The sequence below is a fragment of the Streptomyces sp. NPDC013455 genome (assembly GCF_040632975.1).
Classification (GTDB): Bacteria; Actinomycetota; Actinomycetes; order Streptomycetales; family Streptomycetaceae; genus Streptomyces.
The window spans coordinates 1-22,429 of the sequence record NZ_JBEYCX010000039.1; the positions used below are offsets into that span (position 1 = coordinate 1).

A 22,429-nucleotide genomic window follows, 5' to 3' on the forward strand; every position below is an offset into this window, starting at 1 on the left:
TCCCGACGGGCCGGTGGGCGGCCTGCCAGGCGCTGACCTGGAGGGCGGAGGCCGGGCAGGCGGGCGGCGGGGTGGAGGTGGTGGTGCTCGCCGCCATGGCGGTGCCGGGCAGGATGCCGGTCACCGCCGCCGCGACGGCCGTGACCGCCGTCGCCGCCAGAGCCGCCCTGCGAATGCCGTTGCTGTGCCGCATGCTGTCGTCCCCCTGAGTCGTGTCGTCCGCGGGTTTCGGTCGTCGGTTGTTGCCCCGCGGTACGCGTGGTCGTGGTACATGAGTGCAGACAGGGCGGGAGAGCGGCAGGGTTCCGTGCGGCGATCACTTGTGACGGAACGGTGACGACAGGCTGCACCCGTGCATATGGACGTGAGGGCAGACAGAAGCACCTTCAGCGTGCCACGGATTTTGCCACGCCCCCGGCGCGCCCCGAAGGTGCGCTGAGTCGCTGACTTGCGGTGATCAACCTCCGATACACAAACTCGCGTCCGTCGAAGTCCGATGGCAAACGGTCAGGATCCAGTGGCACGGGACATCGGTGCGACGAGGTCACGCAGGTGTGCGTGGGGCGCTTCCAGCACCTGACGCACAGGCCCCGGCCGTCGTCTCGGCGGACCACCGGGTTCTGGAGTTCGCCGCACTCGGCGCACTCTTCCAGGCGGGCGGGGGGCCCTTGTGGTAGCAGGCCGCCCTCGGGGCGGCGGGCAGAGCTCCGCATGCCTTCGCGGTGGCAGCGCGCGCAGGTGGCACGGCGGCTCTTGGCGTCGCAGGTCGCGCAGAGTCGTTCCTCGGGCCGCAGCTGCCGAAGGTCGGTCCGCACCGTGCCGCAGTGCGCGCAACCAGGGAAGGCGGAGAAGGACCAGTCCGTCCGGGGACGACCAGGCGCCGTTGCGGTGAGCAGCCCAGTGACCGCACTGCAGGCGACCGACGGTGCGCACCGCCCGAGCAGCAGCGTCCGACGACTTGCCGGGGAGCCGGTGACCGCGCGCACGATCGTCAAGCATGAAATCCTTTGCGTCAACTTGCGCAAGTGAGTGCCGGCCTTGCAGCGGGGGGATCGGTGGCCGAGACGTGACCCACTCGATTCACGTCCTGACGGGTTGACCAGCCCCGGATCATTCCCGGGTCAACTTCGCTATGTGTTCAAGTTTTTAACGAGGCTCCTGGTGGGCTGCGGGTCAAGTGGCCGAAAGGCATGCCTTCCTGATCGGGTGAAGCACCTTCTGTTACCGCTCGACTCCAGCTTGTGTTGGGATGTGCGCGAACGGCGGGCGTAGTCCGCCACCTTGCGTTCAGAAGGGAAACGAACGTGCTTCTCATACGTCATCGGGTTCCGGCAGTCTGGCGGCCGGTCCTCATGCTGGCCGTGGTCATCGCCGCACTGCTCGCCGTCGCCGGCGCGGCCCCCCATGCCGGGGCGGCCGCGATGCAGGACACCTCCGTCACCTTCCGAGTGCAGGCCACCACGGAAGGCGAGACGCTGCTGGTCTCCGGCAGCGCTCCACAGCTCGGGGCCTGGGACCCGGCCAAGGCCGTTCCCCTGGGGACCACGGCCAGCTCCTATCCGCAATGGACGGGCAGCGTTCAGCTGCCGGTGGGCACTACGGTGCAGTACAAGTACCTCAAGCGCTCACCCACCGGCACGGTGACCTGGGAGAGCACCCCCAACCGCACCCTGACAGTCGTATCCCCGGACGCGCCCGTCAACGACGACCGCTGGAACGTCATGCCGGTAGCGGCCACCTTCCACGCCACCGCCACGACCAGCTGGGGCCAGAACATCTACGTCACGGGCAACCTGCCCGACCTCGGCAACTGGGACCCGGCCAAGGCTCTGCCGCTGACCACCGGCTCCACCACCTACCCGCTGTGGTCCGGTGCCCACCAGCTGCCGCCCAACACCACCGTGCAGTACAAGTACCTGAGGAAGAACCCCGACGGCACCATCACTTGGGAGAACGGTGACAACCGGACCGTCGTCACCCCGCCCAAGGGCACTCTGACGCTCAACGACACCTGGCGCTGAGCCGTCGGCACCGGGGGCGAGGGATATGGGAGAGATACCCCTCGACCCCGGTGCTTGCCAGTATGGCCTCCCTCCGGCCCGACCGCCGAGGCGTAGGACGAGGATTCCGTCGGCGATGCTGCCTTGCTCACCGGACCGGGCTCGCCGGCCCGGCCAAGGCGCCGATCCGCGGCGCCCAGGGCCCCGACGGCCCGGCATCGCCCGCGCCCTCAGCCTCCGGGCGCGGGAAGAGCCTGGCGACGCAGTGGGGCGGGTCCCGGTGTCGGCCGGGACCCGCCCATATGGCAGCGGGTCAGCTGCGCCAGGTGTCGTTCAGCGTGACCCTGCCGTCGGCGGGGACGGTGGCCGTGCGGTTGGCGCCGCTCTCCCAGGTGACGTTTCCGGAGGCGTCCTTGCGGATGTACTTGTACTCGAAGGACGTACCTGCGGGCAGCTTCACGTCGAGCTTCCACACCGGGTAGGCGGCGGGGTCGAGCTTGAGGGCCGCGGCGGGTGCCCAGTTGCCGAGGGCGGTGTGGTTGCCGACGACGTAGATGTTCTGACCGGGGATCGTGGTGGCGTTGACCGCGAAGGACGCGCCGGGTTCGGTCTGCTGGACGGCACAGGGGTTGCCGGTGCCGACGGTGCCGTTCTTGACGGTGATATCGCCGGTGCCCAGGGCGTAGTCGGCGCCGTTGTTGCTGTCCCAGGTGCCGGCGCCGTTGTTGAAGGCGGCCTTGAGGCCGGTGGCGGAGCCGAGGGTGATGCTCTTCTTCACCCAGCCCGTGCACGCGCTCTGCATGGCCGCGCCGGGCGAGGTGGTCCAAGCGCCACCGGTCGGGGCGTAGTGGATGTTGTAAGCGGACCAGTTCTTGTCGGTGCTGTAGTAGACGGTGGCCGTGTTGTCACCCGGCTTGTCCCCGACCATCGCACCGATGTGCAGGGCCACGGAGTCGTTGCTGCCGATCGTGGCGGTGAACTTGCCGTCCGCGCCGACGCTGTACGTGGCACCGGTGCAGCCGCCGCTCGCGGTCGGGTCGCCGTGCTGGACGTCGCAGTAGGTGCCGGCCGGGAGGGAGGTCTGGAAGGTCTGGGTGAGGGATCCGCCCTCGTGGTTGACGGCGACGAACGCCTTGCTGCCGCGTCCGAAGGCCACGGCGTTGTTGCCGTTGTCCCACCAGTCGGTGAGGCCGGTGCCCTCGGAGACGTTGCGGAAGGCCACCATGTTGGCGATCTGGCGCCAGGCGTGCTGGCAGCTCCAGCCGTCGCTGTGACAGGCGTCGACGGTATGCCCGTTGGGGGCGCCGGCGTCCCGGTTGCTGAACTCGTACCCGGAGTGGACGGACGGAGCACCGTAGGGGTGGGCGAGCATGAAGACGTGGGCGAGCGTGTAGTTGGCGCCGTCGCGGTAGCTCAGGCTGGAGCCATTGCGCTCGGTGTCGTGGTTGGCGACCATGGCACCGCTCTGGCCGGAGGGCATGTAACCCCAGCTCTCACCGAAGTTCTTGAGGTACGACAGCTTCTCGCCGGTCAGGATGCGCTTGAGATCGGTGGTGTAGCGGAACTCCTGGACGTCTCCGGTGGCCAGGTACTCGTTCGGTGAGACGGCCTCGCCCGCGCCGTGGATGGCCTCCTGCATCCAGTGGACGTTCTGGTTGGTGAGCTTGCTGCGGATGGCGGCGAGGTCGGTGGCGGCGATGTGCTTGACGGCGTCCATGCGGAAGCCGTCGACGCCCAGCGACAGCAGGTCGTTGAGGTACCCGGCGATCTTGCCGCGGACGGAGTCGCTGCCGGTGTTCAGGTCCGCGAGCGAGGGCTGTCCCGTCTCGCCGAGCTCGCATTCCTGGACGTTGTAGCGGTCTTTGTAGTCGGTGCCGATGGGCCGGCGGCAGCCGTGGAAGTCCGCGTCCGAGTAGGTGCCGGGATAGTTGTACTTGCTGTACTGCGTGCCCGCGGTACCGGTGCCCGAGCCGGACGTCATGTGGTTGAGCACGGCGTCGACGACGACCTTCACGCCCGCGCTGTGACAGGTGTCGACCATGTTCCGGAAGGAGTCGCGGTCACCGAGCGGTCCCTGGATCTTGTAGCTGACCGGCTGGTACGCGGCCCACCAGGCGCTGCCCTGAATGCGCTCCTGCGGTGGGGAGACCTGCACGTACCCGTAGCCCTTGGGGCCGAGGGTGCGGGTGCACTCACGGCCGATCGAGTCGAAGTCCCACTCGAACAGGACGGCGGTGACCTTCTTGTCGCCGTTGGCCGTCGGCGCCGCTGCCGCCTGCTGGGCGGGCGCGGTGAGGGTGGTGGTCAGGCCGAGGATCAGACCGGCGCCCGCCAGGGTGGCGGGTATTCGTCGTCGAGCAGGTGCGATCAGACTCATGCAGGCGCTCCCAAGGTGGCGTGTGCGGCCCGGAACGGCGTTACAGGACCCGCCGTTCCGCAAAACATTGCTGTAACTTTCAGTAAGCGTCAGAAAGTTAAAATCGCCACCGCACGACGTCAAGACTTTCGACACGAAGACTTCCGGAGAGGTCCGGCGGCGTCAGGGGGCAGACGAGGTGTCGGCTGCGTGCCCGGGCTCCAGGGTTGGCATGGCCTCGGGCATGGCGCGGTGACTACCGCTCGAAGAGCACGACCAATGAGCCTGCTCTTCGAAAGGATCCGCCGTGCGGTCGTGGTCGTGAACTCGCCGTCATCGCACGAGGACTGGGGCACCGCGCTGCGCCTCATCCCTGGCGAGGGTGCTGTCCGGTCGGCACGGCCGCGATTGCGTACTGCGAACACGCGGTGCATGGCGAACGGGTGAGCCCGCTCCAGGATCGGGCGACAGTTGCGCAGCCGTTGCCGCCGCTGGTCGCGCGGGCAGGCGGCGATTCGGCGCGCCCGCCGGGCTGGCAGGCGTACGGCCATGGGGCATGGGGGGTTGGCGGTCTTTGCCGGCGTCCTCGGCTCCGATGCCGCACTGGGGGTGTCGTCCGTGTCGACGGGCGCGCGTTGATGGCGATTCGTGAAAACGGCTCTGTCCGCAGTTCCGTGAACAGCGCACTGGTCAGTGGGTGGTGTTCCTCACCCTGTCAGTAGCATCGCGATGTGACGGATCACGGCATTGAGTTCCCGGTCTTCCGACTTCATGTTGTGCCAGCGGTTCTCGCCCTTGCGAGTCCGTCGTGGCAGCGCGATGTCTGGCTGCGGCCGGAGGAGTTCGAGGACCTGGACTACGTGGTCACCGTACTGTTCGACGACTTCTGCAACGCAGACGATCCCGCGCCGTGGCTGGGCAAGAGCCTGCGGACCGAGGAGGAAGTCGCGCTCATGAAGGAGCTGGGTGAGGTCTACTCGACCGTGCAGGAAGAAGTAGGCCGCGGTGCCCCGGACGAGGTCTACCTAGACGCTCCAGCCTGGGGCAACGTGATCGCAGTCGCGGGCAGGTTGGCTCAGGTGATGGTCTCCAATGACCTCCAGGCTGTGGCTCTCCTACATGAACAGCTCAACCTTCCTTACCACCAGAGGCCCACTGATGGGGCATCGCCGGCTGAGTGAGGATGCGAGTGCGGAGGAGTTCGAACGAGGCCCGGCCGTACATGGCTCGCTTGAGGATTTTCACCCGGTTCACGTGGCCTTCAACGACGCCGGAACTCCATGGGAGGGTGAGGCCGGCGGTGACCGCGTCGAGGTCTTGGCGGAGGAAGCCGGCGAAGCCTTTCATCGGCTTCGGCGCGTCCTGTTCGGCCTGCCGGATCCACTCCAGCAACAGGTATCCGCGCTGGTGGCGGACCAGGTCGGCGAACGCCCGAGCGAGATCGCAGGCCCGGGTGATGTCCGGGCAGGCGAGCCGGACAAAGCAGTCGCTCGTCCTGGCTTTCGGCGAGCGTCTCCCGGGGCCGCATGATCCACGAGGTGATCTTGCGAGGGCTGGGGATGTCGGCCCGGACCGGTTCGGCGGTGCCCGCGCGAAGGGCGGCGAGGTGTTTGCGGACGACCTGGCGGCTGCCGCCGTAGCCGCGAGCCTGGATCTCCAGGAACAGGCGGGTGCCGCTGACCTGGCCTTGCGTCTCGGTGAAGCGGGCGTTGAGGTATGCCTTGAACGGCTCCAGGACGCCGTTGGGTCGGCGTTCGCGGGCGGAGGCCAGCAACTCGTCGAGGTCGGTGTCGCGGAAGCGGCGCACGGTCTTGCGGTCGAGGTTCAGACGGCGGGTGATGGCGCTGATGGTCCAGCGTTTCTCCAGCAGGCGGTGGATGTCCTCGTAGCGGTGGCGGGTGCGTTCGATGATCTGGGTGCGGGGCAGTTCCGCGGGCGGTAACAGCATCGGGGGCGGCTCGGGCACCTCGGTCACCGTCTCCTCTTCGGCACGTTTGCGCAGGCAGTCACGGTGCTGATGGCACGTCTTCTCCACCGCGGCGAACAGGTTCTGCAACAGGTGCCAGCGATCAGCGACTTCCAGGGCATGAGGGGCGGCTTCCTTGACCGCTTTTGTGTAGGCGCTGGCCCGGTCCCGGCAGATGATCTCGGCTCCAGGATGCTCGGTGAGCCAGGCCGCGAACGTTTCGGAGGTGCGGTCGGGCAGTACGTCCACGACCCGGCCGACCTCGACGTCGACCAGCACGGTGCCGTAGGTGCAGCCCTTGCGGAAGGCGAACTCGTCCACCCCCAGGACGCGCGGCGCACGGTCCGGCACCGTAGGCGCCGTCAACAGCCTGAGCAGCCGGGTCCGGCCTGCGACCAGCCGCAGGCGGCGGCATAACCGCGCGGCTGGGCGGCCGCCGAGTTCGACTGCGATCGACCGTAGCCAGACTGTCAACCCGATGCTGGAGCGGCGGTGCCGCTCGGACAGTCCTGGCACCTGCTCGACGAACGTCTTGCGGGAACAACTCCTCCGGTCACAGAAGTACCGGCGGACCCGCAGCCGGACTATGACCTGGCGAGAGGCCAACGGCCCTTCATCCAAGATGCGTTGATATGTGCTGTGTATGCGTCTCGCCTGTTTCCGGCAGTCCGGGCACCGGCCCGGGTGAGTGGTGGACACCGCCTCCACCACAAGGACGTCGGTGGAGTCGCTGACGCGCTCCACTCGCACATCGACCCCGGGAAACAGCACATCCTCGACTGTCTTGCTCGCCATGACAGGAAACACCCTGCCGAAACGATCCCGCGTTCCCGCCCCTGACCTGGGGATTCACGGAACTGCGGCCAGAGCCAGATTCAAAGAGCGCCATCAGCGCCATCGCGCTGTCAAGCTGGCGACGTCTGTCTCGACCAGGAGGCAGTCGTTGACGGCAGCAGGGGGCTGCGGGCCATCGTCAGTGGCTTCGGTCGTCCGAACGGAACGGCAGTTCAAGTGATGGATCTTCATGGTGATCAGGCGCTGCAACTCGAACCGCGGTCGAAGTCAAGGAGGCGTCGATGGATGAAGTGGCGCTGGACATCGCCGCGGTCGCACGGCGCTGCGGACTGACGCCCTCTGCCCTGTGGTTCCACGAGGGGAAGGGTTTGATCGCCCCTGCGAACCGCAACGGCCTTCGCCGTACCACCCGGACGCGCTGGAACGCCTCAAGCTGATCACATGCGCACGCGGCGCCGGCCTTTCGGTTGCCGGGATCGGCTGGTTCCTGGTGGCGCGGCCGTCCGACGCCGACCTCCGCGTCCGCATGGCCGCCAAGGCCCGCGATGTGCAGGAGCAGATCGGCCGGCTCACGCGGCTCCACGACAGCTTCCGCCACGCCGCCCTCTGCGGCCACGAACCGATCGTTGACTGTCCCGACTCCAAGCGGTCCATCGGCAACGTGCCCGTACCGGCACCTGTCCCAAGCGGATGATCACCCACCGGGCAGAACGATCTGCCGGGCTTACCAGCACGACGCAGGCACCCACCGCGAACGGTGGGGATCCTTGGTTGGCTGCCGGCCTCGAAGGCATCCGAGTGCCCCGCGCGGGCCCCGGCCGCCCCCGCGTCCGGCCGCTGCGAGTGCTGGGCGACAAGGCGTGTTCGTCCCGCGTCGACCGGGCCCACCCGGGATCAGCGAGCAATCCGGTGCACGACCCTGGAGCCCGCCGACCAGGCCGCCGACCGCAAAAGGCCTGTGAAGGCCGACGGGCGGCCTCCGGAGTCCGACCGCGGGGACTACAAGCCCCGGCACGCGGTCGAGCGTGCGGTCCACAGACTCAGGCGCATCCGTGAGGTGGCCACCCGGTTCGACGAACGGGACCGACTCACCCACGCGACCGACCGTACACCCACGCCTGCGTCGCGCGCCGCCTGGAACAGATACGGGCCCGCACCGCCGCTGACGCGCCCCTGCTGCCGCCCTCACCGCTGCGCGCGGCACCCACCACCGTTCGACATTCGGCAAGCTGTTACGGCGTTGAGTGCTGCCGGTCACAGGGTGGTGGCAGCGCGGACCAGCCCCGCGACCGCCGTTGAGCGGCTGTGTGGGGGCCAGGCGATGACCGTGGTGACGTGGGGGGCGTCGGGGACCGGTACGGCGGTGAGGTCTTCGCGCAGGCCGGTGCGGCCCGACTCCGGTACGACTGCGCAGGCGCGGCCGAGGGCGATGAGCTGAGTGAGTTGCGTGTGGTCGCGCACCTGCGGCCCGGGGCCGTCCGGGAAGGTGCCGTCGGGGCGAGGCCAGCGGGGCAGGGGCAGGTCGGGAAGGTCGGTGACCTCGGCCAGCCGCAGGTGGGGGCGGGTGCTGAGCGGGTGACTCACCGGGAGGATCGCGACCTGGCCCTCGGTGTGCAGGTCTTCGGTGTCGAAGCCGGCCGTGTCGTCGAACGGCCGATGCAACAGGGCTACGTCGGCCCGGCCGTCGTGCAGCAACCGTGCCTGCTCGCCCGGCCCGCACAGCACGATGTCCACGGCGACGGCTCCGGGCTCGGCGGCGTAGGCGTCGAGGAGTTCGGCCAGCAGTTCACCGGAGGCGCCCGCCTTCGCGGCCAGGACCACGGCGGGGCGGCCGGTCGCCGCGAGGGCGGCCCGGCGGGTGCGCCGTTCGGCCGCTTCGATGGCGTCCAGCGCCGCCCGTGCCTCCCGCAGCAGCACCACGCCTGCCCCGGTCAGGGTGACACCCCGGCTGCCGCGCTCCAGCAGGAGGGCACCCAGGCGCCGTTCGAGCCCGCCGATCGCCCGCGACAGCGGGGGCTGGGCGATCCCGAGCCGCTGCGCGGCCCGGCCGAAGTGCAGCTCTTCGGCGACCGCGACGAAGTACCGCAGCTCACGTGTCTCCACCCCGCCAGCCTAACCGGGACGACCAGGAGTGATACCCGGGCGGTATCGCCGTCCACCCAGCCGGTCTTGGACGCCCTGCCCGGCGGGGGAGAAGTATCGATGTCATGAGTGAGACGAACACCGTGAACCACCCCAAGGTCGCGCTGGTGACCGGGGCCAACAAGGGCATCGGGTACGAGATCGCCGCCGGGCTCGGCGCCCTCGGCTGGTCCGTCGCCATCGGCGCGCGGAACAAGGAGCGGCGCGAGGCCGCTGTGGAAAAGCTGCGCGCGGCCGGAGCCGACGCGTTCGGGGTGCCGCTTGATGTGACCGACGACGCCAGCGTCACAGCGGTGGCCCGGCTGGTGGAGGAGCGGGCCGGGCGGCTCGACGCGCTCGTCAACAATGCGGGAATCACCGGCGGCGGACCGCAGGAGCCCACCACGGTCGACGTGAACCGGGTACGGGCGGCCGTGGAGACCAACGTGATCGGTGTCATCCGTGTCACCAACGCCCTGCTCCCGCTGCTGCGCCGCTCGCCTGCGCCGCGGATTGTGAACGTCTCCAGCAGCGTCGGCTCCCTCACGCTCCAGACCACGCCCGGCGCCGAGGTCGGCCCCATCGCCGTCGCCTACGCTCCGTCGAAGACGTTCCTCAACGCCGTCACCGTGCAGTACGCCAGGGAACTGGCCGGCACCCGCATCCTGATCAACGCCGTCTGCCCCGGCTACACGGCGACCGACCTCAACGGCTTCCGCGGAGTACGCACTCCCCAGCAGGGCGCAGCCATCGCGATCCGGCTGGCCACCGTACCGGCCGGCGGGCCGACGGGCCGCTTCTTCGACGACGAGGGAGAGGTGCCCTGGTGACACGCTTCCGGTGCGCGCCACCTCGGGCACGAGGCCGGATCATGGCATGAGCCGCAGACATCCACAGGGCGCTCAGCGTCTTGTGCCCGGGCGTGCGTGCGCCATCACGCGGCCGGAGCCCCGAGAGCGTTCGCCAGTTCCCGCCAGAAGCCGGCGAGCAGCCCGAGGCAGCTGTCGAGCCGTGTTCCCCGAGCCCGAAGTGGTGGAGGTAACCTCGGGCGCCCTCGTAGAGGTGGACCAGTTGGGCGTACGCGTGACACTTGTGGGCCAGCAAGGCACCACAGCCGACCCGGACGTTCGTGTCGTCGAACAAGGCGGCCCCCTGCTCTGCCAGCCGCCGGGTGGCGGGCAGGACGGGGAGGTCGCCCCTCTTCAGGTCCAGGTCCCGTAGTCGAGTTCGCGGCCGTGAATGCGGCGAGCAGTGCGGAGAAGACGGCCTCAGCAGTTCGTTGTGCGCCTTGGTCGGGTCGACAGCGTGGGCGGGGGTGGGGTCGGTGGGGGGGGTGAGGTCGGTGGGGGGCGGTGCAGGTGTGCGGGGTGGCGCCGTCGGCCGGAGGTGTCGCGGGCGACATCGACGCCTCTTCTTCAGCTCCTTGCTGTCGGGGCTGCGGTGTGCGTCTGCGCTCGGCTTCCTTCGCTGGTCGTCGTGTGTGTTCTCTCGGTCGCCGGTCTGGGGTGCCGGCTGTACGCGTGACCCCGTAACGACCCCGCCAAACCCAAGGCCACGGCATAGCTTCGAGTAATACATGCTGCGTGTCTGCGGCGCGTGAGGTGCGAGGCAGAGGGAACCGTCCACGGAGTGCGGCGCGTATATGCCCCTCATTCCCTGGAAGTAACTCATATTTTGTGTGCTTGTAGGGCTGAAGTAAGGGCATTCGGTGGCCAGGAGGTTGATAACGATGGTTCCCCTGCTTCTGGTTCTTCTGCTGGCTCTGATCCTCTTCGGCGCGGGTTTCGCCCTGAAGGCACTGTGGTGGATCGCGGTGATCGTGCTCATCGTGTGGCTGCTCGGCTTTGTCGTCCGCTCCGCGGACAGTGCAGGCCGCAAGGGCCGCTGGTACCGCTGGTAGACGAAAGACACCTGGCGCGAGGAGCGCGCCGCGCGCGAGCAATGAGTGGGCCCGGCCGACACGGCCGGGCCCACTGGCGTGGAAGATAGGCTTTCTTGGCGGTTGGGAGGGATCGGGCTTATCGGACGCATCGCAGGGTATGTGAGTCATGCACCGGTCCTGCGGACTCAGCAGTGGAACCCTGCTCCTCCTGTCTGCGGGGCCGGTGCGTTCCGGGCTTGCACATGGTTCGGCCGGGCTACGCAGTTGGGCCCGGCGACCATGTCCACAGCCAAGACGCCCTTCATCCCGACCGGCCGCCCACGTCAGGCCACCGCGCACGGTGTCCGGGTCGGTGGTCGACGGGCACAGCACCCAAGGGGCCGACTGTCGGCGGACGGCGAAGGCGGGCTCGAGCGCGGCCCTGCGCCCGCCGATGTGGCCATCCGATCGTGTCGGTCCCGGACGGCCGCAGCAATCAAGCCGTCAGGCCGCCGCGTTGCCGGAGCCGCGGGACAAGCAGGAGCCGGGCAGGCTTCGCGTCCTGTTGCGTCGCCGGACCTGACGAGGCACGGGCCACTCCGGCTCAGGCAGCAGTGAGAACGTCCGGCAGCGCTTGGACGGCGCGTTCGTGGTGGTGCTGGGGGGGGGATCGCCTCGTACGGATCCAGGGCGCGACGGCAGGCCGGGCCGGTGCGGTAGCCGTTCGGGGGGGCGCCGTCAGGGCAACGACCGTACGACGGCACGCCTGCTCGGTGTCGCCGTCGCGAGGGGAGCATGTCGCCGCGTCGATGTTCAGCGGGTGCGCGTCATGCTGCTGGTCGGCGCGGACAGCTCCAGGGTGCGCTCCTGGCTGACGTGGGCGAGGCGGGTGTCCCCGAGCGTGGTGTAGGCATGGCTGAGGTGCACGTGGTGCTTCTGCTCGCCGTACGTCAGTCACGTGTCCGACCGCTCGCCCCTCGGGAGCCGGTCCATGAGCGCGTAGGCGGCGGCCAGTGCGGCGCGGGCCTGTTCGGGCTGGTGGTTGAGGGGGTGGGCGCGGGCGGCGACCGCGGCCGCCGACGTCGCCGCGGTGGTGGGGTGCCCGGCGATGCGGCGGGCCCGTTCGGCGAGGCCGGCCGCCGCCTTCGGGGCGCCGTGGTTGAGCGGCACCATGGCCTCCCGGGCAAGGACCCAGGCGTGCAGCTGCTGGTCGCCGGATACGGCGGCGGCCCGGGCGGCGGTGGCAAACCAGGCGCGGGACTCCCGGCGGCTGCCCAGGTCGTGTAAGACGATCGCGGTCATCCCGGCCATCTGCCCGGCCGGCCGGCACAGTCTGGCCCGTACCGGGGCTGGCTGCGGGACGGTGAGCAGCGGGCGCAGGGTCGTGAAGTGCCGCAGGGTCGTGAAGTGGGTGACCAGGTCGGCCAGGTCGGCCAGGACGCGGGTGGGCTGCTGGCCGTGTCAGCCGTACCCGTAGCTCTCGGCTGCGGCCTCCAGGTCGGCCGGGTCCTGGGGCGTAACGGGGGGGCTGGTCGATGTCGGTCTGGGCGGCGGTGAGGGCGGCGAGTGCCGGAGCGGTGAGGCCGGCGGCGAAAGGCCGACCAGGCCCGCAACCGCAAGCGACTCGGCGCTCACGGCGGCCGCGAGGGCTGGCTCGGGGAGGTCGAAGGGCTCCGGATCAGCCTGGCTGGCGCCGAAGACAAGCTGGTTCACGTGGACTGACGAGCTTCCGGCGGTACGGCGGTCGACCTCGGTATGCCACGCATAGCCGCAGCTCGATTCACCCAGGTGAAGGGAACGGCTTCGCTGGCACCATCACTGGATGACCAGCGCTGACATCCGGTTCGACTGCCGGCACCGTGGCAACGGCGGCCTGCTCGTGATCGTCCCCCACATCGACGGAGCACCACTCACCGAGCTGATCGAGGGGTTCGAGCTCGCCGCCGGGATGCAGCCCGCAGGCGACGCCTACGGCGGTCTGATGCCGGAGTCCTTCCGGTTCGGCCCGATGCAGGATCACTTCCTCGGACGGTCCACCAGCACGATGGGGCCGAAGACACCGGTTCTCGGCTGCGAATGCGGCGAGTGGGGATGCTGGCCCCGGTGGACATGGCGGGTTCCCCGGCGCCTTGAGATCGAAGCTTCAGAGCGACGAGATCCGGACTGGCCGCTGGGGTGGGAGATGATGCCGTTCCCTCGACCCGCTTCGGTGGAAGTCGTCACGTGACACTACGTGCCGATCAGACCCTGGCCAAGCTGATGTAGTTCAGAGAAGCAGGCGTGCTCGTGCTTGCAGGGGGTTCCGGAGGGGCGACCGCGCGCAGCCTCCGAGAAGAACGGCTCCCCGAACTTGCGCCAGTCCTTCTCGCTGCTCGCCAGCGCCACGGCGTCCGCGCGCCGCCCCGCCAGTGAACGGGCCGCCAGGTTGGGCACGTAGCCCAGCTCGGCGATGGCCGGCTGCACGGTACGCCGGGTCGACTCCTTGACACCGGTCGCGTGGTTGATGACGCGGGGAGACCGTGCCCCGCCCCACCCCGGCTAGCGCGGCCACTTCCTCCGGCGTCGGCGTGGTGCCAGGGCGCCGCTTCACCGTATTCACCCCACCCCCAGGGCACCCGATTGCACGGTCCCGGGTGGGCGCCTGATCGGCGGACGGTCGGATCGGCGGGTCGGCGTCGGTCGGCGGCCCGTTCGCCTGTCGTACGTCTGGCGCGGTTCCACCTTGCGCACCCCGTGTCCCGTTCTCCTCGACCGACCCGGCCCAGGCCGCGACGGTGCGGGAGGCGGTGAGGGCGGCAGGGTCAGGGCGGGGGTCAGCGGTGCAGGGTGACGGGCAGCGTCTCCAAGCCGCGCAGCATCATCGAGTTGCGCCAGCGCAGGTCGCGCTCCTGGCAGGCCAGACTCGTTCCGGGGAAGCGGGCGAGGAGCGCGGTGAGCGCGATCTCGGTCTCCAGCTTCCCGAGCAGGGCCCCGAGGCAGCGGTGGATGCCGCCGCCGAAGGCGAGGTGGCCGGCGTCCCGGCGGTCGAGGACGAGGCGGTCGGGGTCCTGGAAGCGCGCCGGGTCGCGGTTGGCCGCGCCGAGGGACAGCAGCACGAACTCGTCCTTCGGGATCTCCACCCCGCCGACGTCCACCGGCTCGGTGGTGAAGCGGGTGGTGGCCATGCAGATGGGGGAGTCGTAGCGCAGGAACTCCTCGACGGCCCCGGGCATCCGGGTGGGATCGGCGCGCAGCCAGGCGGCCTGGCCGGGATCGCGCAGCAGCGCGAGGCAGGAGGTGCCCAGCAGGTTCACGGTGGTCTCATGCCCGCCGATCAGCAGCAGGGCGACCATGCCCACGATCTCGTCGTCCGTCAGCTCCCCGCGCTCGCGGGCCGCCAGCAGCTCGGTGAGCAGATCGGCGGGACGGTCGTTGCGGCGGATACGCCGGTCGGCGATGGCCAGGACGTACGAGCCCATCTCCTGGACGGCTCGCCGGAACACCGCGTGGTCGCCCTCCTGGGTGACGATGGCGGTCGACCACTTCCGGTAGAGGTCGCGGTCCTCGGGCGGGAAGCCGAGCAGTTCGCAGACGACGAGGATGGGCAGCGGGAAGGCGAAGTCACGTACCAGGTCCACCGTGGCGGTGGTGGTGCGGGTCGTGTGGCGCGCGGCTGCCGCGTCCAGCCCGTCGAGGAGTTCGAGGGTGATGCGCTCGACCATCGGCCGCATCGCCTCGACCCGCTTGCGGCTGAACGCCGCCTGGACCACGCGGCGGAGGCGGGTGTGGTCGGGCGGATCGCTGCTGAGCATATGGGTGATCTCGGTGCCCAGGCTGACGCCCTCGACCCGGCTGTCGGCCAGGGCCTGGGCGCGCCGCACATCCTGCGCGAAGCGGCGGTCGAAGAGCGCGGCCCGGACATCGACGTAGCGCGGGATGATCCACAGCCGCAGGCCGCCGTCGCTGTGCAGCACGGAGACCGGGGCCGATTGCCGCATCCTGGCCAGGGTCGGGTACGGGTCGCTGAGGAACGTCGGCGGGTTCTGGCGCGGTTCCGTCGTCTCGGGCTTGTCCGGCCGGTGCTTCTCCGGCCGGGGACTGTTTGGCCGGGGTGCTGCCGTCGCTGCCGTAGCTGTGGTCATGATGTTTTCCTGTTCTCACCGGTACGGCCGGCGCCGTGGCGGGGTGCCGGGCGTGGCACCCCGCCACGGCGCTGCTTGGGCTCACTGCAGAGGCGACTTCTTCTCCGTGTTCTTCTTCGTGCGGGTGGTGCAGGTCCGCGCCGGGCCGTTCGGCCGGACCGGGACCGCCTTGTCCAGGGCGGCCTGGTGGTCCGGCGGGAAGATGATCCCGCGCTCCCGCTCGGTGGCGCTGATGGGGTCGACGCGCAGTCCGTGACGCTTCATGGGGTTGTCCTTTCTTCGGTGTGGTGGACGGGGTGGTGCGAGCCGGTCCGCCCGCTGTTGCGGCGGTCGGCGGTTCTGGGGGAGGCGCGCAGCGTGTCGTCGGCGTAGCGCACCATGGCGGCCCAGGCGGCGGCGTGTCCGGCTGGGTCACGGCCCACGTCGTGTCCGCCGCCGAGCCACCGGACGCGATGCGGGACGTCGCGGCGCCGCAGCGCGGCGAGATAGCGCTCGATCTGTTCCGGAGGGCACTTCTCGTCGTCCGCCGAGGCGGCGAGGAAGAGCGGGCCGCGTACGCGGCCCACATAGGTCATCGGGCAGGCCGCGCGATAGCGGTGTGGCACCTGCTCGGGGGTGCCGCCGAAGAGGCGGTCGTCGACCTCCCGCAGCGCTGGCGTCGTCGCCCGGTACGCCGCCGTGTAGTCGGCCACCGGGGCGACGGCCAGCCCCACGTCCCACAGCCGGGGCTGGACGCCCATCGCCAGCAGCGTCAGATAGCCGCCCCAGGAGTAGCCGCACAGGCCGGTACGGCCCGGCTCCGAGACTCCCGCGTCGATGAGGTGGCCGCGCACCGCGGCGAGGTCTTCGAGCTGGGCGAGGCCGACCCGGTGGCCGAAGTCGTCCCGCCAGCGGGGGCCGTAGCCCGTCGAGCCGCGGTAGTTGGTGCGCACCACGGCGAATCCGGCCCGGACCAGGGCCTCGGTCCGGGCGTCATAGGCGTCCCGGTCGTGGGTGTGGGGCCCGCCGTGGACGAGGAAGACCGTCGGCCAGGGGCGGTGGCCCGCCCCGCGGCCGGGCGGGGTGGCCACAAAGCTGTGGATCTGCCCGTACGGCCGACGTGTCCACAGCTCGCGGCGCCTGGATCCGGTCGTTCCGCCGGGCGCCGTGCCGCGTGACGCCGTCGTGGAGCGGCCGGAGTGGTCGGGACGTTCCGGGGGTTCCGGGGGTTCCGGGGGTTCCGGGTGCTCCGCACTTTCCGCGCTTTCCGGGTGGCAGATCAGTGGCCGGGGCGGTTCGCCGTCGCGGCTCCACAGGCAGTGGACCGTGCGGTCGGGTGCGCAGGAGAAGTCGATGATCGTGCCCTCGGGCGTGGGAAGCACCGTCGTCGTACCGCGGTCGAGGTCGACGCGGAGCAGGCGGCTGCGTCCCGCCCGGTCCTGCTGGACCAGCGCCGTGCGGCCGGGCCCGTACCAGCAGGCGGTGATCTCCGTATCGAAGTCGAGGGCGGAGCCGGGACCGTGCGTACGGATCCCCTCGCCCTGCCGCCAGAAGGCCAGGGTGTACCGGCCCGCGCGTTCGAGGACGAGCAGCAGTTCCGGCCGTGCGGTGGTGAGGTCCGGGCGGAAGCCCAGCGCCCACACCGCGCCGCCGTCGCCGTCCCCCGCTGCGCCGGGGATGGCGTCCACGAGGACGCCGGAGGCCGGTGACCACAGCCGGACCGCGGCCGGTCCGGCCGGGCACCCCGCGGTGGCCAGCAGCCGGCCGCCGGGGGCCAGGCCCACCACTGCCGCATAGCCGGGCTCCTCGGCCACCAGGCGGGCGCGCTCGCCCGGTCGGCCGAGGTAGTACCGCGAGCGGTCCGCGACCCCGACGCCGACGGCGGCGAGGCCGCCGCGGGGGTCGAAGGCCAGGCCGTGCATCCGCCCGGCGGGTACGCCGTCGAGCGCCGGGCGCGGGTGCCCGCCCTCGAACGGCCCGCGCAGCCAGCGGCCTTGACCGCCGGGAGCGGCGTCGAACCACCACAGGCCGTGGCCGTCCGGCTCGATGGCGGCGGTCTCCACACCCAGCGGTGCGGTGGTCACCTGGCGGCGCCGACCCGTCGTCGGATCCCAGGCCACGATCTGCGGGAGACCGTCCACATACCGGGTCTCGACCGCTCGCCGTCCGTCGCGGGCGGCGAAGGAGGGGACGTGCACCGCCGTTCCGATACCGCCGCTCATCGCCGTCCCTCCCTTCGTCGGTGTCCGCTTCCGCCGCCGGTGGCCTTCGCTGTGGTGGGCTCCGACGGCCATCACACTGCCGGACGGGCGGGCTGCGCGGCAGGGAAGAAAGCGCGGCGGCAGCGGCAGTGAGCTACTGCCGGTCCTTCCCTGGCACCGGACGGTGGGCGGGCGACAGGGTGCGGGGGCGACCACATGGCCCGGACCCACCGAGGAGAAAGGGGCGACCCGATGACGATCGCGGCGACCCGGCCCGGCGCAGCCCCCGTCCCATCCGGCGGAGCGCCGAACGGCACACCGGGCGGCAGGCCGAGCCGTGCGCTGACGGCGGTCTATGTCGCGGGCGCGGTGACGGCGTTGGGCACCCAGATGACCATGCTCGCGCTGCCCTGGCTGGTGCTGGAGAACACCGGCTCGGCCACCCGGGCGGGCCTGGTCTTCGCGGCCCAGGTGCTGCCCATGGCGCTGCTCGGCTTCGCGGGCGGAGAGGTCATCCAGCGCCTGGGCGCCCGCCGGACCATGGTCGTGTCCGATCTCGCCCGCGCCCCGGTGGTGGCGCTGATCCCGCTGCTGCAGACCCTGGGCGCGCTCAATCTGGCCGTCCTCGTGGCGATCGTCGCGGCGCTCGGGGCGCTGGCCGTTCCGTACCACGCGGCACAGCGGGTGCTGGCGATGGAACTGCTGAGCCCGCACGCCCGCTCTCTGGCCCGCGCCAACAGCGCGCTGGCAGGTGTGCAGAACGGCTCGGCGTTCGCCGGACCGGCGCTCGCGGGCGCGCTGATCCCGCTGGTGGGGACCACATCGGTGGTGTGGCTGGACGCGGCATCGTTCGCCTTCTCCGGGTTGCTGCTGCTGCGCCGCGTCCCGGCACGGTGCGGCGGGGCCGGAGGGTCCGCGGCCGGGCCCCGCGGCCTGTGGGCGGGGGTGCGGCATCTGTGCGGCGACTGGTTCCTGAGCCGGGCGATGCTGTCCACCGTGGTGTTCGGGCTGATGCTGCGGACCCTGATGATCACCATGCCGGTGCTGGCGTTCGCCCGGTTCGAAGGGGACGCCAGGGTCGGCGGCCTGCTGATCGCCGCCCATGGCGCCGGCGGCCTGGTGGGCTCGGTGGCCGCCTATGTGCTGGCGGCACGGGTCGCCCCCGTACGACTCGCCTGTACGGCTCTGGTCTGCGTCGCTCTGCCCCTGTGGACGCTCCTGGTGCCCGTGCCGGCCAGCGTGCTCGTCGTCGCCGTCGGCCTGTCATCGGCCGCCGCGCCCCTGGCGAACGCGCCGCTGATGGGCCTGCTCTCCGCCCGGCTGCCGGACGGCTTCGGGCCCAAGGTGTTGCAGGCCGCGGTCACGATCAGCACGCTGGCCGGGCCGCTGGGCTTCCTGGCCGCGGGCGCCGTGCTGGACCGGGCCGGTGTCGCGGCGGCCCTGTGGGGCGTCGCCGCGCTCGCGACGTTCGGCAGCGGCAATCTGATCCTGGCCCTGCGCCGCCTCCAGGCCACCGAGGACCCGGACTGACCTGGTCTTCCGAGAAGACCCCGGTGGACGAGGGACACGCGGCGGCGGAGTTCACCGGAGGTCCTCCTCGCCGTACTCCGCGTCCGAGCCCGCCGCGGTGGCCTCGCGCAGCTCGATGCGGCGGATCTGGAGGCCGCTGGTGATGACCAGCGACAAGCTCGCCTCCGCCTACGCGCTCGAACGCCGGACCCCCTACCTCGCCCGCGACCTGATCGAGTTCTCCTACCGGCTGCCCGCCGAGCACGAGATCAGCGACCCGGCCCAGGGCGAACGGATCCTGCGGGACGCCGCCAAGGCCCTCGGCCTGCCTCGCGAGGTCTGGGCCAGCCGGGACAAGCGCGGCTTCGCCTCCCCGGTCCCCGCCTGGCGCGCCGACCGCGGCCCCACCCGAAGGGACACCCCGCTCATGAAGATGACCGCCATCGGATGCGGCTGCCTCGGAGCCACCCACGCCGCCTGCATGGCCGAACTCGGCCACGAGGTCCTGGGCATGGACTCCGACATCGACAAGGTCCACACCCTCAGCTCCGGCAAAGCCCCCTTCTTCGAACGGGACTCGGACGACCTCCTGGCCAAGCACATCGCGTCGGGCCGGCTGAAGTTCACCGCCTCTCACCAGGAGGCCGCCGAGTTCGCCGACCTGCACTTCATCGGCGTCGGCACCCCGCAGCAGCCCGGCACCGACGCCTACGACCTCAGCCACCTGTTCGACGCCGTCCGCCGGCTGGCCGCCGGCCTGGCCCGGCCGGCCGTCGTCGCGGTCAAGTCAACCGTCCCCGTATGACACCGCACCCCGCGTCGCCGAGCTCCTGCGCGAGCACGCACCCGCCAGGGACCACATCGAGGCCGCCTGAACCCGGAGTTCCCGCGCGAGTCGTTCGCCCTCGAGGACACCCTCCGGCCAGACCGCCTCGTCCTCGGTTCAGCACCACCACTGCTGGGCCGAGGCCCTGCTGCGGCAGGCATTCGGCGAGATCGACGAGTCGGGGACGCCGACGATCGTCACCGACTGGGCCACCGCCGAGCTCGCCAAGGGGACCGCGAACTCCTTCCTCGCCACCAAGATCTCCTTCATGAACGCGATGGCCGAGGTCTGCGAGAAGCCTGGCGCCAAGGTCGCCGAGCTCGCCGACATCCTCCGGCACGACATCCGCATCGGGCGGCGCGGGATGCGGCCCGGTCTCGGCGTCGGCGGCGGCTGTCTGCCCAAGGACCTCGGCGGCTTCATCACCCGCGCGGACGAACTCGACGCCGGTGAGGCTGTCGGCATGCTCCGCGAATCCGGCGCCGTCAACGCCCGCCGCCAGCGCGTCATCGACCTCGCCCGCGAGGAACTCGGCACCGACCTGCCCGGCAGGCGGATCACCGTCTGGGGCGCCGCAGTGATCGGGTCCTCGGCGTAGTCGAGACCGGGGTGGAGCTTGCGGGCCTTGTCGAGGGCCTCGAGGTGGCTCAAGAACTGACGGTGGAGTACGAACCCGCAGAGGCTCTGTCACGCTTCTTCCAGGCCGCCGCCGTGGGGTTCGAGGAGCAACTGAGCTCGCCCGAGCACGGAGTCGTGCTCGCCACTCGGGTGGTGCTGCGTCGCGCCCGCGCCGGTACGTTCGGCTCCCACGAACTGGCGTTCAAGATTGCGGGCTGTCTCGCCGCCCGCGAGGCGTTGGAACGTACGGGGTGCGCGCGCCTTTGAGCGCTGCGCTCGCGACGGGGCAGCGGCACCTCACCCTGGCCGGTACTGACCCCGGAGGCCATCACCGAGTCCTGTTCCACGGAACGGGGCACCCGGGCCAAGGGGTTGGGGCGCCGGCCTGCTGAGGTTCTCGGGTTGTCGTCGGGCAGTGAGGGGCCGTGATCGGAGGCAGGCCGGGGTCCGGTTCACGGCGGGTGCGAAGACCGCGCTGATCGCGAAGGGTCTGCGGGTGAGTGTGCGTTCGGCGGAGCCTTGACGCCGGGCCTGGCGTGAGGGCGGCAGGGGGGGACTTGCGCCCGGCGGGTCCGGCGCCCCCCGACCGTCTCCGATGACCAGTTCGCCCTGCTCGAGGAGGAACTCGGCAAGGCCGGCGGCGACGGTGTGGCGGCTGCTCAGCGGCACGGCTGGTCCTGGCAGGCGCCCGCCCGCCGGGCACTGGAGCGTGACGAGCACGCCATCGAGTGGTGGAAGAAGGAAGTGCGGCCGCGGGTAAAAGGCTCGCAGGGCCCGATGGGTTGCTCACGTCGTCCCGTGGCCGTAGCCGGGCCCCGGCCTTTCGGTCCGGCAGGCGGGGGAGTCGCAGGCGAGCGCGGGTAGGCTGCGGTGGTGCGCACGGTCGAGCTCCTGTTGGACGAGGTGGCAGAGCTGGCGGTCAGGGAGGCCTGGCGGCGGCTGGCGGATGCGGGGCTGCCCAGTCAGGCGCGTCACCGTGCACCGACCAACAGCCCGCACCTCACTCTGGCGGCCTGCCCGGAGCTGACTGCCCCGATCCGCTGGGAGCTCGCCGAGGTGGCCGCCGTCCTGCCGCTGCCGGTGCGGTTCAACGGCGTGGTCCGTTTCGAGCGGCCCACGTCGGTGCTGGCCTGGGCGCTGGACCTGGACGCGGAGCTGGCCAGCTTGCACCGCCGGGTGTGGGAGGCGGTGGCCTCGGACAGCCCGCCCGAGACCCTCAACCCCTTCCACGAACCTGGGCGCTGGAACCCGCACATCACCCTCGGCCGGACCCGGCGGGCCGGTGCCTTCACGGGCCGGCGGGTCCCCGAACTGCTGCCGGCACCTCCGCTGTCGGTCCGGCTCGTCACCCTGCGCAGCTACGACACCGAGACCGGTGCCCTGGAGATCCTGGAGCCCCGCCCCTGAGCAGGGGCGGGCGCCTTCTGTGGGGGAGACGGTCCGCGTAGGATCACCGCTTCGCGGGGATACCGGTGGTGCGGGGCGATTGCGGCGGCACTGCTGCTGGCCGGCTGTGGCGGTGGCGCTCACGCAGGAACAAGTACGGGAGACGTTGCCGGATGGCTGCCATGCCGGGCTGGAAGGAGTCCGCTCGGCCCACGGCCGTCGAGATGGACAGGCTCCACCGTTCGCAGGCCTGCCCCATCAAGGACAACGTGGGCTGTGAGAGCGCCCGCTTCTTCGGTGCCTCGACCTTCCGGACGACGACAACGCCGCCACCGTCACCTCTCTGATGATCGCCGACGACGGCGAACAGGTTGCCCGGGACGCGTACGACGTGCTCTGGGACGGCTACTACGGCAAGAGGGCGGGACAGAGGGCCAAGACGTAAGGGATCGGCCCGATCGGAGACGAGCGCGACGCTCGATTCGGTTCCTCCGGCTTCCGCGGCGAGCCCGGCGCCGTGACCCAGACCCGGCTCGGCACGACGCTGCTGTGGAGCGAGGCGGCTTCTGCGGACAAGGGTGGCATCGACGAGGACGGGGTCCGTGACCTGGCCACGGTGCTTGCCAAGCGGGCCCGACAGGCCAAGAACGGTGACGCGCCTTCCGCCGCGCTCGACGGCTGACCGGGGCC

Annotated in this window: 21 protein-coding genes and 3 pseudogenes; 13 read left to right on the plus strand and 11 right to left on the minus strand. The window is 70.9% G+C overall.

Annotated features, from left to right (window positions below; genetic code table 11):
- Positions 1-193 (minus strand): annotated as a pseudogene (locus tag ABZ576_RS33570) (Tat pathway signal sequence domain protein); the annotation flags it as partial.
- A 1,111-nt stretch (positions 194-1,304) separates the two neighbouring features.
- Here ABZ576_RS33570 and ABZ576_RS33575 point away from each other — a divergent pair.
- The gene (locus ABZ576_RS33575; RefSeq protein WP_360749667.1) at positions 1,305-2,021 is read left to right on the plus strand and encodes a CBM20 domain-containing protein; all 717 of its coding nucleotides are present in this window, start codon (positions 1,305-1,307) and stop codon (positions 2,019-2,021) included.
- Positions 2,022-2,313: 292 nt separating this feature from the next.
- Here ABZ576_RS33575 and ABZ576_RS33580 read toward each other — a convergent pair whose 3' ends face one another.
- Positions 2,314-4,377: a carbohydrate binding domain-containing protein gene (locus ABZ576_RS33580; protein ID WP_360749670.1), complete on the minus strand. Its 2,064-nt coding sequence runs from the start codon at positions 4,375-4,377 to the stop codon at positions 2,314-2,316.
- 710 nt (positions 4,378-5,087) lie between these two features.
- Between ABZ576_RS33580 and ABZ576_RS33585 the strand changes: the two genes are divergently transcribed.
- Complete coding sequence (locus tag ABZ576_RS33585) at positions 5,088-5,537, plus strand: hypothetical protein (RefSeq protein ID WP_360749673.1); 450 nt, start codon at positions 5,088-5,090, stop codon at positions 5,535-5,537.
- Here ABZ576_RS33585 and ABZ576_RS33590 read toward each other — a convergent pair.
- The gene (locus ABZ576_RS33590) at positions 5,485-5,814 is read right to left on the minus strand and encodes a transposase (RefSeq protein WP_360749732.1); all 330 of its coding nucleotides are present in this window, start codon (positions 5,812-5,814) and stop codon (positions 5,485-5,487) included. The genes ABZ576_RS33585 and ABZ576_RS33590 overlap by 53 nt on opposite strands.
- Before the next feature lie 43 nt (positions 5,815-5,857).
- Positions 5,858-7,117: pseudogene (locus ABZ576_RS33595) on the minus strand (ISL3 family transposase); the annotation flags it as partial.
- A gap of 346 nt (positions 7,118-7,463) precedes the next feature.
- Between ABZ576_RS33595 and ABZ576_RS33600 the strand changes: the two are divergent.
- Entirely contained in the window at positions 7,464-7,811 is a 348-nt protein-coding gene (locus ABZ576_RS33600) for a MerR family DNA-binding protein (protein WP_360749676.1), read from the plus strand.
- A 560-nt stretch (positions 7,812-8,371) separates the two neighbouring features.
- On the opposite strand, the gene ABZ576_RS33605 is transcribed toward ABZ576_RS33600, so the two are convergent.
- Positions 8,372-9,220, minus strand: coding sequence for a LysR family transcriptional regulator (locus ABZ576_RS33605; protein ID WP_360749679.1), 849 nt, complete (start codon positions 9,218-9,220; stop codon positions 8,372-8,374).
- Between the two features lie 104 nt (positions 9,221-9,324).
- On the opposite strand from ABZ576_RS33605, the gene ABZ576_RS33610 reads away from it, so the two are divergent.
- Both ABZ576_RS33610 and ABZ576_RS33615 read left to right on the plus strand, forming a co-directional pair.
- Positions 9,325-10,068: an SDR family oxidoreductase gene (locus tag ABZ576_RS33610; protein WP_360749682.1), complete on the plus strand. Its 744-nt coding sequence runs from the start codon at positions 9,325-9,327 to the stop codon at positions 10,066-10,068.
- Between the two features lie 899 nt (positions 10,069-10,967).
- Positions 10,968-11,138 carry a hypothetical protein gene (locus ABZ576_RS33615; protein ID WP_031174186.1) on the plus strand — a complete coding sequence of 57 codons (171 nt, stop codon included), beginning with the start codon at positions 10,968-10,970 and terminating at the stop codon, positions 11,136-11,138.
- Positions 11,139-12,053: 915 nt separating this feature from the next.
- On the opposite strand, the gene ABZ576_RS33620 is transcribed toward ABZ576_RS33615, so the two are convergent.
- Positions 12,054-12,401 carry a hypothetical protein gene (locus tag ABZ576_RS33620; RefSeq protein WP_360749685.1) on the minus strand — a complete coding sequence of 116 codons (348 nt, stop codon included), beginning with the start codon at positions 12,399-12,401 and terminating at the stop codon, positions 12,054-12,056.
- A 520-nt stretch (positions 12,402-12,921) separates the two neighbouring features.
- Between ABZ576_RS33620 and ABZ576_RS33625 the strand changes: the two genes are divergently transcribed.
- Entirely contained in the window at positions 12,922-13,326 is a 405-nt protein-coding gene (locus ABZ576_RS33625) for a hypothetical protein (protein ID WP_360749687.1), read from the plus strand.
- 98 nt (positions 13,327-13,424) lie between these two features.
- Here ABZ576_RS33625 and ABZ576_RS33630 read toward each other — a convergent pair.
- The 4 genes and pseudogenes from ABZ576_RS33630 to ABZ576_RS33645 form a co-directional block, all read right to left on the minus strand.
- A pseudogene (locus ABZ576_RS33630) lies at positions 13,425-13,698 on the minus strand (LacI family DNA-binding transcriptional regulator); the annotation flags it as partial.
- A 214-nt stretch (positions 13,699-13,912) separates the two neighbouring features.
- A complete protein-coding gene (locus ABZ576_RS33635) occupies positions 13,913-15,220 on the minus strand; it encodes a cytochrome P450 (protein ID WP_360749690.1) in 1,308 nt (435 codons plus the stop codon).
- 81 nt (positions 15,221-15,301) lie between these two features.
- On the minus strand, positions 15,302-15,484 hold the full coding sequence (locus ABZ576_RS33640; RefSeq protein WP_360749693.1) for a hypothetical protein: 183 nt from the start codon (positions 15,482-15,484) through the stop codon (positions 15,302-15,304).
- A complete protein-coding gene (locus tag ABZ576_RS33645; protein ID WP_360749695.1) occupies positions 15,481-17,421 on the minus strand; it encodes a prolyl oligopeptidase family serine peptidase in 1,941 nt (646 codons plus the stop codon). Before ABZ576_RS33645 ends, ABZ576_RS33640 begins: the two co-directional genes overlap by 4 nt.
- Before the next feature lie 231 nt (positions 17,422-17,652).
- On the opposite strand from ABZ576_RS33645, the gene ABZ576_RS33650 reads away from it, so the two are divergent.
- A complete protein-coding gene (locus ABZ576_RS33650; protein ID WP_360749698.1) occupies positions 17,653-18,930 on the plus strand; it encodes an MFS transporter in 1,278 nt (425 codons plus the stop codon).
- 115 nt (positions 18,931-19,045) lie between these two features.
- Complete coding sequence (locus ABZ576_RS33655) at positions 19,046-19,714, plus strand: asparagine synthase-related protein (RefSeq protein ID WP_360749735.1); 669 nt, start codon at positions 19,046-19,048, stop codon at positions 19,712-19,714.
- Between the two features lie 138 nt (positions 19,715-19,852).
- On the opposite strand, the gene ABZ576_RS33660 is transcribed toward ABZ576_RS33655, so the two are convergent.
- Positions 19,853-20,005, minus strand: coding sequence for a hypothetical protein (locus tag ABZ576_RS33660; protein WP_360749701.1), 153 nt, complete (start codon positions 20,003-20,005; stop codon positions 19,853-19,855).
- On the opposite strand from ABZ576_RS33660, the gene ABZ576_RS33665 reads away from it, so the two are divergent.
- From ABZ576_RS33665 to ABZ576_RS33685, 5 genes are all read left to right on the plus strand, one after another.
- A complete protein-coding gene (locus ABZ576_RS33665; RefSeq protein ID WP_360749704.1) occupies positions 20,004-20,333 on the plus strand; it encodes a hypothetical protein in 330 nt (109 codons plus the stop codon). The two genes, ABZ576_RS33660 and ABZ576_RS33665, sit on opposite strands and share 2 nt — an antisense overlap.
- Positions 20,334-20,344: 11 nt before the next feature.
- Entirely contained in the window at positions 20,345-20,620 is a 276-nt protein-coding gene (locus ABZ576_RS33670) for a hypothetical protein (RefSeq protein ID WP_360749707.1), read from the plus strand.
- Positions 20,621-21,001: 381 nt separating this feature from the next.
- On the plus strand, positions 21,002-21,217 hold the full coding sequence (locus ABZ576_RS33675; RefSeq protein WP_360749710.1) for a winged helix-turn-helix domain-containing protein: 216 nt from the start codon (positions 21,002-21,004) through the stop codon (positions 21,215-21,217).
- A gap of 9 nt (positions 21,218-21,226) precedes the next feature.
- Positions 21,227-21,760, plus strand: a complete 534-nt coding sequence (locus ABZ576_RS33680) for a 2'-5' RNA ligase family protein (protein ID WP_360749713.1) — start codon at positions 21,227-21,229, stop codon at positions 21,758-21,760.
- 496 nt (positions 21,761-22,256) lie between these two features.
- Positions 22,257-22,421, plus strand: coding sequence for a hypothetical protein (locus ABZ576_RS33685; protein WP_360749715.1), 165 nt, complete (start codon positions 22,257-22,259; stop codon positions 22,419-22,421).
- Positions 22,422-22,429 lie beyond the last annotated feature (8 nt).